The sequence below is a fragment of the Candidatus Eisenbacteria bacterium genome (assembly GCA_030017955.1).
Lineage (GTDB): Bacteria > Eisenbacteria > RBG-16-71-46 > JASEGR01 > JASEGR01 > JASEGR01.
Genome location: JASEGR010000001.1, coordinates 10,034 through 21,678 on the forward strand (window position 1 = coordinate 10,034; position 11,645 = coordinate 21,678).

The window sequence follows — 11,645 nt, forward strand, 5'->3', positions numbered from 1 at the left end:
CTCCTTTTTGGTCTGCGGACTTCGGGTTTCTTATTCGCCTTCCGGCATAAGAGCCGAAACTACGGTTGCCTCAACCTTTCTGTACACCTCCGCAGGCGTTTTTTCTTCTCCCTTGAATGTCAGAAGGTTTTTCTCAATCGAAATTCCAAACAGCGATTCGTTTCTTCTCAGGTAAGGAAGTATAACCTCCCAGTCCCTTGCTGTAAACTCCGCGAACCTGCCGCCGTTCAACTGGTCTTCGTCAACCACTCTTCCGGGATCTCTTATGTATATTGCACCTCCGGAGGCAAGAGAGAAAAGGTTACACCCCGGATAGGGCGTCTCAAGGTCAACAACGTTTCCGTCTGATGTGAACGTGATACCGTTTATGACTACAAACCCTCCGCCGTTCAAAGGGTCGCCGGCCATGAAAGCTTCGGCAAGATAGTCAAGGCATGTCCCGTTTATGACAACCCTTGGCCTTCCGACGGCATTTATGAGAGGCCTCCCCGCTGCATTACCGAGGACATACGCCTCGCCGCCCTTTGCGCCGTACATAAAGGTCTGACCGACATCGCCATACACGACCAGGGTTCCCCTTTTCAGAATCTGCCCCAGCTGATCCTGTCCGGACCCGTGCACATATACGTCGGCGCCATCAAGGCCGGAGCCCAGATAGTCACCTGAACTTCCCAGCACATCCACTCTGAACCCGTGAGAGGAGTGGCCGAGGCCGCACGCAACAAACCTTTGACCCCTCATCCCGAAAATCGTTAACTGTCTGAATCCCAGACTATGACAGTGAGCCACCGTCCCTGCCAGACTATCTTCTCCGTCAGCAGGGAATGAACGGGAATCAATGAAGAGCACAACATCGTCCCTTTGCGGCGGGACCAACTTTCCCCGCAGTTCCCAATTGAGAAGGCGATGTCTTGAGGGATGATCAGAGCCAACCAGCGGAACTGATCTCAGGAGTTTGTCAATCTCAGTGTCCACAAGGGATACGAACTTGCTTCTCTTCATCTGCTGCGGAAAGTAGAGGTCTCTGAGCCTTACGAGAGAAGAGAGCGCCTCCTCCCTGAGCTCATCCCCTGCGGTAGAACGGGCGATTTCCGGCTCTGCCAGCTCCGCAAGCCGCGATGGCCAGGATGGTCCTGATATCGAAAACGGGCTGCCTTCGCCGGTTCCATTTCGTGAAAGAAATGAGACTACGCCTTCGTCAATGCATTGAGCCAGCGTGCTGAAGTTCCTCCTCAGTTCTCCGCCGTCCCTCTGCCCGGAGCCGGAATGATTCGTTGTCGTTATAAGTTCACCAAACTTGTTGCGGCACTCCAGAATCTTCTTCCCGCTGTCACTCTCCCGGAGACTGAAAATAAATGCCCCGCCGTCAGTGTGGCTTCCTCCCCGAGCGTTCCAGTACTTGTCTGCCACGTCGCAGAATCTCTCGTCGGACTGTCTGAGGCTCGACAAAGCGCTGTCGATGGCCTGTTTCTCGGAAGCTATTAGTCCGACTTGCACCTCACCCTCGCTGAGCGCGAAGACCTGCGGCCTGAGCATTGCAGTGTCGGTTATGCCGAGAAGTTCGATGACTCTTCTCTTGGTCAGCGACCGCCCGACGATGAAAAACCAGGGGCCGTCGGGCGAGCCGTGAATATGAGAAGCCTGAATCGCTCTGTAGATCCGCTTCTTCTCTTCCGGAAGGACATGAAAATCACGTTCGGTTGTCGGGGCCAAGGCCTCAATCACGTACTCAAGCGGGTAGCCGTAAACCCTTGTCCAGAGGTCAAAGAGAAGCACCGAGACCTCCGTATCTGTCAGGAAGAGCGGAAAGATGTTGCGCTGCCTTAGGTATTCGCATACTGAGAAATAATTCGCGAAGTCTCCGTTATGAACAAGAATCTCATTGAGCCCGGTGAATGGATGAGCGCCGCCGGGATGCCACACCTTTCCTTTTGTCGGATACCGCTGATGTCCTACCCAGAGATTGGCTTTCAGATCATCCAGCAAATAGTAAGACAGCGCTTCCTCTGCATATCCCACGATCTTAAACACCAGGATGTCCTTTCCGTGGCAGAGGACAAATGCCCTTTGGGCGCCGTGAGACGCATAGTACTCCGAGTTGATCCTGAAGCTGTTCTGGAAGACAATCTCATCTTCAGCTATTCCCGGGCTGATATCAGGAAGGCCGTTTCCCTTCCGGAATTCTTCGAGAACAGAATGTTTCACCCTGGCAAGATATCTGAACACAGTCGGTGGCCTTAGCGTCAGCGTATCCAGTTCTCTGAAATCCGGGAGAGTGGGGACCCGCTTTCTCTCTCTGACGTCAAAAACCGGAAAAACATACCTCTCCTCAAGCTCCTTCTGGATCGTTTCATCGAGAAATGCAATTTGAATGAGGTAATTCTCGTTGAGCTCTGATTGAGACAGTCCCATCGAATTCGGCGACAGGCCTATCGCGGCAACCCCGCCGCCTTTCCCATTTCCTCTATTGTGCATCTGTTCGCAAGGCCTTCTTATGTGCTTCCCGTCAACCCGCTCTGAGGAAATGAGCCCCACTACTCCGCACCCACCTTCTTCCTCGCCCTTCCTCGGGGCAGGCGGCCCAGCGCCAGGAAGTCCGCACCTGGACAAAAGAATTCTTTCTGAAATCTCCCGTGCATTCATCGCTTTGCTGCCTCGCCGTCCTTGCCCAGCAAGTCTGTTCGTCCCCTGAGTTCCGAAATGCTTCGCAGCCCAAGTCCTGACAGGATCTCTCTAAGCTCTGTCATGTAAGCATGAAAGAGGTTTATTAACCTCTGTGCTCCCCATTCCGGGTCAACCAGGGTTTTTAGTTCCCTGTCGGTCGTCGCAATTCCCCTCGGACATCCCCTCCCGCTCTCACAGTTCCCGCACCTCACACATCCCAGGGCAACGAGCTCGGAGGTCCCGAGAACCACGCCGTCTGCTCCCAAAGCTATTGCTTTTGCAATATCAGACGCAGTCCGGATTCCACCGCTTGCTATGAGTACGACTTCGTCCCTGATCCCCTCTTTTTCGAGAAACCGATGGACTCGCGGAATTGCATATTCTATGGGCATCGCTATGTTTTTCTTTGCTATCTCCGGAGCCGCTCCGGTTCCTCCGTATCCTCCGTCGAGGTGGACGATGTTTGCACCGGCATAGTAGCTGCCGACAGCAACCATGTCGATGTCGGTTGGCGTTGAGACTTTCACTGAGATTAACACCTGTGGGTTGATGGCCTTCACCCAGTCAACGTGTTTCTTGTGGTCCTCAACCGAATAGACGCTGTGAAAAGGAAAAGGAGAAAAGAGACTGGTACCTGAGATCGCCTCTCTCATCCTTGCCACGTCTTCTGTGTTCTTGTCTGCAAGCAAGTGTCCGCCGAGGCCCGGCTTTGCTCCCTGGGCATACTTGAATTCGACCATTCGGGATATCTGTATCGTGCCCTCGCTCACACCAAAGAGACCGGTAGCTATCTGGGTAATCACGTGGTCCTTATACTCTCTCAGCTCCTCAGGGTAGCCCCCTTCTCCGGTTGAGACGAATGTCCCGAAGGCCATAGCCGCCCTGGCTCTGGCGAGCATCGTCTCAATGCTTATGGAGCCGTAGGACATGCCGCCACCGTAGAACGGAACCGGAATCGTGATTCTTTGGCCGCTTTTCCTCCTGTTCAATTCAATGGACAAGTCCACTTCTTCCGGCGACACTCCAGAGTCAACGTTTGGGAATTTGAAAAACAGGCTGTCGAACCCGCCGCCGGAATTCCCGGTTCTGAACTCAAGACCATTGCGCGGCGGCCGTCCATTTTCCGCCTCCTCCCAGTTCGAAAGAATGAGCTCATGCGTCCACCGCAGATCTCCGAGGGTCTCATCAAGCGTGCCCTTCTCAAGCGAGAGCGAATTCGTTGGGCACTTATCGATGCAGTAGAAATCATTGCCCTTGCAGTTAAAGCCGATGCATCTTGAGCTGAAGGGAGGCAGTGTCTGCTTGAAACCTCTGGGTCGTTTGTGGACGCCAAACGGGCAGAGGGATACGCAGTTGCCGCAGCTTATGCATGAAGAACTTCTCAAGACTTTGTGGACCGGCACGTCATTTCGATAATACGCGGGGAATGGAGAACGCATAACTTCGGGCAGGGGGAAATTTCTTGGGCCGAAGAACACTCGTCCGTCCGTGACGGGCCTAGAGCTTTCCCCAATAACGCCGAACGCCTCTTCCTCAAGCTCGCTGAAGAAGATCGCTCTCCCGACATCGCCCCTCAGGCGCCTGATCTCCCTCAACCCCATGGCTCCGAGGACTTCGAGCAATTGGTTTCGCCAGGCAGCGATAAGATTTACGATTCTCGAAGATCCCCAGTCACTCTCGACACTCTCAAGATTTGCCGGGCAGCTCCTTCCCTCCCGGCACTCACGGCATACGGAACATCCAAGACCTACAAGAAGGGCAATATCAATTCCAACAACGTCAGCGCCGCAGATGATGCTCTTCGCCGCGTGTTCCGGTGCAGCCATCCCTCCGCTCACTATGAGGGTAACCTGATCCCTGATTGCCTTCTCAACAAGGCCGAGGTGAACCTTCCGGAGCGGAACCGTGAGGTATTCGTTTTCATTGCCGTCGATCCTGGCATTGCAGTTGGCGTGCAGGTGAAATACTCGCGCCCCGGCCGAGAAGAAGTCGAGAACCGTGTTCAGAGTGTCCTTCGAGAAACGGACCTTGACCACTATGCGGCTGCCATTGAACTCCTTCAGCAGTTTCCGAAACTCGTCTGCTCCGACCTTGGAGTCAACCTCAATGAGCTTCGGCATGAACGGCCCTGACACGCATTTCTTTGCGGTCTCCCGCCAGCTCTCAAGTTCGTTGCCTCCGGTTCCGAAGTCCGGAACAAGGCATGGAAGGAAGCCGGCCATCTCATCTTCGATATGCCCGGTGTCTGTGAAGAAGACAGTCTCCAGTTTGGAGGCAGCCTCGACAAACGAGCAGAGAGTTCCTTTTCCCAGGACTCCGAACGGAGGCCTCAGAAAAACAAAAGGCACGGGGATCTCAAGCGGGACTTCGAGATCGCCAACCGCTGAATTCCCTGAGAACTCAAGGAAAGGGCTTGCGCCTCCGATATCCACAGACGTGCTGATATATTCTCTTCCATGAATTCCATCCCTGGTCGGCCGCACGATTTCAGACATGTCGGTCCACATGGAATCGAATCCTGGCCCGCTGAAGCTTCCTCTAAAGCCGGCGCCAAGAACCGGGATCCTGCCGGTTTCCGCCTGGTACCAATTGGATGCGATTATCTCAGGGGTCCAATGCTCGTCACCGAGCAAGGAGTATGCCGGATTGAGTCTGGTGACAAGGACTTCCTTGGGGCATTCTTGAATACAGCGGAAGCAATTCTTGCAAAGATGGTTGGTAGGATCGCTCATTCTTCTCGGGTCTTCTTCCCTTCTTGAATGAGCCCCGTATATGCAGGCTGAGGCACAAATCCCGCACGCCGTACAGCCATCAAGTCTTTCAATGAGAAACTTTGCGAGAGGGGTAGTCCTCCCTGGAGCAGCCGTGGTTTCGATTGAATACTTGCTGCTCTGCCCTTTCATCCCGTTGTTGTCACTTTTCACCTGTCACCACACACCTTTCACCTGACACCCAGCGCCTGACACTTTCCACATCTTACCTCGCGCCGTCGCCTTTCATTCATCCGAGGTTCGGCCTTTCCATTATCTTTGCCTCTTCAATTCTCTTTACAAAATCCTCAATTTCAGCGAAAGGCCTCCCCCGTTCCTTTTCAATGGAAAGCTCAAGTTCATTCCATGCGTCCTCGAGCCGAAGTGCGCTCTGGCAAACATCCGTACAGGCTTTGCAGTGCATGCACTGAAAGAGCTCTTCCTCCATTGAGAAAGAAGAGACCATGAGTTTTCCCTTTGCGGAGACCATTTCGTCACCTGTGAGAAGATATGCAGGACAAACCGGAACACAGGAACCACATCTCGAACACAGGAGAGTTGAATATTTCAGGTCACTCCGTTCCGAGCGGGGGAATCTTCTGGCCAACTCCAGAGTTTCGCCGGGGCTTGAGGCAATACCCTTTGCATGAATGAAACCGCGGCCGATCATCGAGAACAGTCCGGCCGATGTCGTGGAGAAAAGCATTCTCCAGAAGGGTTCAAGCTTCTCAACAGTAAGAAACTTCCCAGGATTCATGATTGCGTGAGGATCAAACGAAAGCTTCAGTTTCCTGAGCCTCTCCAATTCTGCATTCCCGATGGAGCTGGTGAGAAAAGGAGCATTCCAGAGTCCAATTCCATACGGCCTTGCCCCGAGTCTCAGCCCCAGGCCGGTGAGGTAGTAGGGAATTACTGACGAAAGAAGAAAACCTGGAGATGAAGGTTGGCCTACCGGCAGGAATCCCATCACGTGAGCTTCATCGTTCGGGCCGAAATACGCGTCGAACCCCATTCTCACTCCTTCTAGCTTGTCTCTGAAAAGGGCGAGAAGCTCACACAGATTTCTTCTTTCGACAACCAGACTCACCGCGACTATTCCGGGGCCAAGCCGTTTAGCTTTCAACGGAGAGAACATCTCATGCCAGAGGAACTGAGCCTTGTAGCCTTCAAGCTCACTGATATTCGAAGACCCGCCGATGATTCGTCTTGTCTCATCAAGGCCCTCACCGGTTCCCTGGACAAAGAGCACTGATGAATCTCCAAAAAGTCTATCGCCTGAGTAGAGATCAAGCTGCGCGAGCCTTATTCCATCAATTAGTCTTGCATCTGTGACCGTACTGACATTCTTAAGAAGCTCATCAATGAGTCCCATGGCATCGGGAGGTTCCGCGAACGACGCTGCGACCATCCAGGGCTTCTCTCTTTTCATTGCTGAAACCGAAATCGTCTTTACGATTCCAAGCTGACCTTCAGAGCCAAAGAGCAGAGGGAAACTCTCGTCTCCTCTTTCCACTTTCAATGTCTCTCCATTTGCAGTCAGAAATTCAACGAACCTCACCTGATTTGAGAAGTGCCCGTATTTGAGGCTTCCAACTCCCACACCGCCCGTGGAAAGCCAACCGCCTATTGTAGAAAACCAGCTTGTAGGGTGAGCCTTGAGCCCAAGTCCGAAATGAGCCAAAGCTGCGTCGGCTTCGAACCACTTTGCCCCTGCCTGCGCCGTGAAATACTGCTCTGCCTCGTTGACCTCTATGATGCCGGAAAGAAAAGACAGATCCACGACTGCGCCTCCGATTGGCGCGAGGCAGCCGCCAAGCCCCCAGGAGCCGGAACCTCGAGGCACCACTGGAATGCCTTCCTTTGATGCAAGTATCATGAATGTCTTGAGGGCGTTGGAAGTATGCGGTTGAAAGACGAAATCAGGCCGGGTTCTGAGGAAGAATCTCACCAAGCCGGGGAGATCACTCTGGTCAAAGGAATAGATGTGGAGAAGAGAGTTCTTCGTGAAGATTTTGGCTTCGCTCCCGGCCTCTCTCCTGAGCATGTGAAGAAATTTGTTACTCACCTGACCTCTTTCTCTCGTTTGCCTTCATCTTTGATCAGGCGCAGCCTAAAGAGAATTGAATTCCCGCCCAGAAATCGGACAGGCCGCCCTCTTGCGGCCTGATCGCCATCGAGCCATCCTAAGCTTCTCCTTCGCGTCCCGCCTCCTTTGGCCTGTCTATGTCCTTCTTTCCAGCCACTCCAGAGCGGGCACCCTCCCGGCCTGCGGTTCATTCACTCTGGATTCTCTCCCTGAATCTATTGGTTATGGGAAGCCTTCTATCCTTACCGAACGCACGGGGACTTATCTTGATTCCAAGGGGGCCCTGCCTTCTCTTATACTCGCTTCGGTCAACCATGTCTATGACGGCCTTGACTGTCGCCTCGTCGTACCCCATTGAAGTTATTTCGGCAAGACTCATGTCCTTCTCTATGTAAAACTCAAGAATCGGGTCAAGAACTGGATACGGAGGCAGCGTGTCTTCGTCCTTCTGGTTTGGCTTAAGTTCGGCTGAAGGCACCTTGGTAAGCACTCGTTCCGGGATGGGTGAACCGTTCTTGTTGCGCATGCCGGCAAGAGAGTATACAAGCTCCTTGGGCACATCTTTTATCACTGCGAATCCGCCGACCATGTCTCCATAGAGTGTGCAATAACCCGTTGACAGCTCGCTCTTATTGCCGGTTGAAAACACCAGGTGACCGAATTTGTTTGATATTGCCATGAGGAGTGTCCCTCTTATCCGGGCCTGAAGGTTCTCCTCGGTGATATTCTCCTCATGGCCTCTGAAAACCGGATCCAGGCTCTGCTTGCACTTTTCAAGGATGTCCGTTATGGGTATTGTGATGAGCTCGATGCCTAACCTGCTGCAAAGCTCGTGTGTATCTTCAGCACTTTCGCTCGAAGTGAACTGGGAAGGAAGGAAAACTCCGAGAACATTTGCTTTGCCGAGCGCATCCACCGAGATCACTGCAGTGAGCGAGGAATCAATTCCGCCGCTCAACCCCAGCACGACTTTCCTGAAACCGTTCTTACGGACATAGTCCCTTGTTCCAAGCACAAGCCCTTTGTAGATCTCCTCGACGAGCGGCAGACTTTCGTGGATTTGCGGCGGGGTTGCAGGTTTTGGGAACTGAATCTCCTGGTCGAGCTTCACAAATGCAAGCTTCTCCTCACCGGAAGAGACTCCTGGTTTCTTTTCCCTTACTCTGGGATCATGAAGCCTGGCCCTGAAGATGTCGTCCACATCGATATCGGAAATGAGAAGCTCTTCTTCGAAGGTGAGAGCCCTGGCCTTGATATTTCCTTTTTGATCGATGATCAAACTTCTCCCGTCAAAAAGGAGCTCATCCTGTCCGCCGACAAGATTTACATATCCAACGCATGCCGCATTGTCCATGGCTCTTGTGACAAGCATTCTCTCTCGCATCTCACCCTTACCTGCATGATACGGGGAGGATGAAATGTTGATCACGATTTCGGCACCTCCGGAAACGACCTCTGTCTTTGCGGGGCCATCTGGGTGCCAGATGTCTTCACAAATGTTCACTCCGACGTTTATTCCGTCTATCGAGAAAACCAGACACTCTGTGCCGGGTTCGAAATACCGCTTCTCATCAAAAACGCCGTAGTTTGGGAGATACATCTTTCTGTAGATCGCCTTCACGTCTCCATCATGAATGACTGCAAGCGCATTGTGTATGCCAACCTGCTTATCCACAAACCCGACTATTGAGACGATGCCTTTCGTCTTCGATGCGACTACATCAAGATACTTGAGATTCTCCTTCACAAAAGCAGGCTTGAGGAGAAGGTCTTCGGGAGGATAACCGGTAATTACGAGCTCCGGGAAGGCGACAACATCTGCCCCGGCTTTCCTTGCCATCTGCGTCCACTCGACAATCTTCTCAGAGTTTCCGGCCAGATCGCCAACCGTAACATTTATCTGGGCAAGAGCTAGTCTTAACCGTCTCACACCGATACCAGTCCTTTCAGCGGCCCCAACACATCACCCATCACCGACGAAAAATGCGCGTTTCCGCTCCTGTCGATTCCCTGTCACATCCTCCTTGTCTCTTCAACGTAGGGGATGGGGTCCCGGGCTCCCGCTTCCTTGAACGCCCTCAACCTGAGCGCGCAGCTTTCGCAGTTTCCACATGCCACATCGTTTCTCGAATAGCAGGACCAGGAGAGCTCAAATGGTGCGTCCAACTCCATGCCTTTTCTCACAATTTCACTCTTCTTCATTCCTATGAGCGGAGCGACAACCGTCATACTCGTCCCCGGCTTCGTGCCACACTCTATCACTTTGTTGAATGAATCAACAAACTCTTTTCTGCAGTCCGGGTACCCTGAACTATCCGCCTCAACAGCTCCAAAGAATATTTTCTCCGCTTCTATCACTTCACCCCAGGAAACTGCAATTGAAAGAATGTTCGCGTTCCTGAAGGGAACGTATGAAGAGGGAATTCCAGTTCTGCTGAGGTCTGCACCGGGAATGGGAATTCTCTCGTCCGTCAGGCTCGAGCCTCCAATTTTCTTCAGATATTCAACATTCACGACGAGCTCATGCCTTGCTCTGTAGAATTTCGCCTGCTCTCTGAATGCTTTGAGCTCCCTCACTTCAGTCCTCTGCCCATAGTTGAGATGGAGAAATGCGAGCTCATGGGTCTGAGAAGCAATTGCCGCGCAGACCAGACTGTCCATACCTCCGCTTGCGAGGACTATTGCAATTTCGCTTTTCAAGAGAACTGTCTCCTCTCGACCTTCATTTTCGAGTTCCGCGGCCCCAAATATACTTATGCAGCTGGAGATTGAGCCTTACATCGAGGCCGTCCTCTAAGATCCAGTCTGCCAGCTTGCAAGGGTGGAGACGTCCAAACGCACATGAAAACAGAACGTTACTCTTTTCTGTAAGCTTGTGTCTTCTTGTAACCTTCTTTGCCCACTCATAGTCAGCCCTGTCTTGGACTACGAACTTAACCTCATCCTTATTTCCAATAAGCTTGAGATTTCTCCAGTTGACCCGCGCCGACTCTCCACTCCCGGGGCATTTTATGTCCACTATCTTCACTGCCTTCTTGCTGAGTTTGGAAATGTCAACGGTCCCATTTGTCTCGACCAGAACTGTGAATTTCTTTTTCGTCAGAGCGCGGACGAGGTTCGGCGTTTCCTCTTGAAGAAGAGGCTCACCGCCCGTGATTTCAACAAGCTTAACGCCGCTTCTTCCGGCCTCGCGAAGGACTTCGTTGATAGTCATTTCCTGTCCACCCTCATAGGCATATCTCGAATCGCAGTAGGTGCACCGGAGATTGCATCCTGAAAGTCTTACGAATACGCATGGAAGCCCTTGAAAACTTGACTCGCCCTGAATGCTCGTGAAGATTTCTTTGACCAGCAGGCTCACTTCTCTTCCTTAGACAAGGTAGCTCCCCTCTCCCCTCAAGAGAAAGCGAGGGACGAACACCAGGCAAGGTAGTCTCCCTCTCCCCCTCAAAGAAAGTGACGGACGAACACCAGACAAGGTAGCTCCCCTCTCCCCTCAAGAGAGAGCGAGGGATGAATACCAGACAAAGTAGTCTCCCTCTCTCCCCTAAAAGAAAGCGAGGGGCGAACACCAGACAAGGTAGCCTCCCTCTCCCCCTAAAAGAAAGCGAGGGGCGAATACCAGACAAGGTAGTCTCCCTCTCCCCTTCGGGGAGAGGGTAGGGTGAGGGGGTCGGCCACGACCCCCTCATACCCCCTGGCAGTGTGCCTTATGAAACATCCTGCATTTCGTAAAGCTATTTCTGGGACGGCACACTAGGGGGAATATGTGACCGATTGCCCCTCGGATTCCCACACTGTGACTGACGTGAGTTTTGCCTTTCCAGAGAGCTTCTGTCGGTATTTCCGGAAAATGTGCGAGGCAATATGTTCGGAAGTCGGGTTTGTCTTGGAGAATTCTTCAAGCTCATTCAGGTATTTGTGGTCGAGCTGGTCTGTTACCTCTTTGAGAAGAGACTTCAGAGTCTCAAAATCAATGCTCATCCCGATTTGATTCAGCTCGTCCACCCGCACTGCAGCGGAAACTTTCCAGTTGTGTCCATGAAGCGCAGAACATTTTCCCTGGTATCCGACGAGGCGGTGTGCGCCCGAGAATCTTGAGTCAACTGAAATTGTGAACACAGAACCTCCCTCATGAGAGTTCT

Annotated in this window: 7 protein-coding genes; all 7 read right to left on the reverse strand. The window is 52.6% G+C overall.

Annotated elements, in window-relative coordinates:
* Positions 1 to 30: 30 nt before the first annotated feature.
* The 7 genes from QME66_00050 to queD all read right to left on the reverse strand — a co-directional run bounded on the left by QME66_00050 (position 31) and on the right by queD (position 11,622).
* Positions 31 to 2,643 (reverse strand): glutamate synthase, encoded by a 2,613-nt coding sequence (locus QME66_00050; GenBank protein ID MDI6807361.1) that lies wholly within the window; start codon positions 2,641 to 2,643, stop codon positions 31 to 33.
* Entirely contained in the window at positions 2,640 to 5,588 is a 2,949-nt protein-coding gene (locus QME66_00055) for a glutamate synthase-related protein (protein ID MDI6807362.1), read from the reverse strand. Before QME66_00055 ends, QME66_00050 begins: the two co-directional genes overlap by 4 nt.
* A 76-nt stretch (positions 5,589 to 5,664) precedes the next feature.
* Positions 5,665 to 7,479, reverse strand: coding sequence for an FAD-binding protein (locus tag QME66_00060; protein MDI6807363.1), 1,815 nt, complete (start codon positions 7,477 to 7,479; stop codon positions 5,665 to 5,667).
* 208 nt (positions 7,480 to 7,687) lie between these two features.
* The gene (locus QME66_00065; GenBank protein MDI6807364.1) at positions 7,688 to 9,430 is read right to left on the reverse strand and encodes an NAD+ synthase; all 1,743 of its coding nucleotides are present in this window, start codon (positions 9,428 to 9,430) and stop codon (positions 7,688 to 7,690) included.
* An 83-nt stretch (positions 9,431 to 9,513) separates the two neighbouring features.
* Complete coding sequence (gene queC / locus QME66_00070; protein MDI6807365.1) at positions 9,514 to 10,200, reverse strand: 7-cyano-7-deazaguanine synthase QueC; 687 nt, start codon at positions 10,198 to 10,200, stop codon at positions 9,514 to 9,516.
* Positions 10,201 to 10,222: 22 nt separating this feature from the next.
* A complete protein-coding gene (locus QME66_00075) occupies positions 10,223 to 10,861 on the reverse strand; it encodes a radical SAM protein (GenBank protein MDI6807366.1) in 639 nt (212 codons plus the stop codon).
* A 395-nt stretch (positions 10,862 to 11,256) separates the two neighbouring features.
* Positions 11,257 to 11,622 carry a 6-carboxytetrahydropterin synthase QueD gene (gene queD, locus QME66_00080; protein ID MDI6807367.1) on the reverse strand — a complete coding sequence of 122 codons (366 nt, stop codon included), beginning with the start codon at positions 11,620 to 11,622 and terminating at the stop codon, positions 11,257 to 11,259.
* Positions 11,623 to 11,645: the final 23 nt, after the last annotated feature.

What these genes read in the sequence shown, in the direction of transcription:
- QME66_00050 (MDI6807361.1), bottom strand. Translation starts at nt 2,643, where the DNA reads ATGAATGCACGGGAGATTTCAGAAAGAATTCTTTTGTCCAGGTGCGGA.